1 protein-coding gene is annotated in these 689 nt (G+C 46.4%); it reads right to left on the bottom strand.

The window, feature by feature from the left end:
- Positions 1 to 689, bottom strand: a 689-nt coding sequence (locus R7Q46_RS27275) for an ATP-dependent DNA helicase (RefSeq protein ID WP_318078288.1), incomplete at both ends; no start/stop codon positions are given.

The raw sequence follows: 689 nt of genomic DNA, 5'->3' as shown, positions 1-689 counted from the left end.
GACCAAGTGCCAATTTGAGCACATCAATCGCTAGATCTAGGCTGTCAGTTAAACGAACCAATTCGCACTTAATGGATTCAGACTGCATCGCTTCTCGCCAGTTGCCACGAAAACCCGGCTCACCCAGAACGATGCGCATATCCATCGCACTTTGAAGTAGTTTATCCCCAACTTTTTGCAGCTGACGCATGTCCTTTGCTTCGGTGCGATACGCGATTTCAATGTCTTTGGCGAGGTCATGAATTTGGCGACTCGATACCGATTGCCCGAAATATTCACTGGCAATGTCTGGTAGCTGATGAGCTTCGTCGAAAATAAAGACATCGGCTTCTGGGATCAACTCACCAAAACCTGTCTCTTTGATGGCTAAATCCGCAAGAAACAAGTGATGGTTCACCACGACGATGTCAGAATCCATTGCACGTTTACGAGCTTTCAAGACAAAGCAATCAGTATAACTGGGACACTCTTTCCCCAAACAGTTATCGTTTGTCGAGGTAATCGTTGGGATGATCATGCTGTCTTCAGGCAAATCTTCACAGTCACCTAAGTCACCGGTTTTTGTCTCTGAGGACCAAGACCTCACCTTCACCAATTGAGTCAACAATGTTGGGTCGGATTCGTTGGTGTGGCTTTCTACCATCTGGCGACTTAAGCGATCTAAACACAAATAGTTGGAACGCCCTTTC

It is taken from the genome of Vibrio sp. 811 (assembly GCF_033339195.1).
This window is presented reverse-complemented; position numbering and strand designations above follow the sequence as displayed.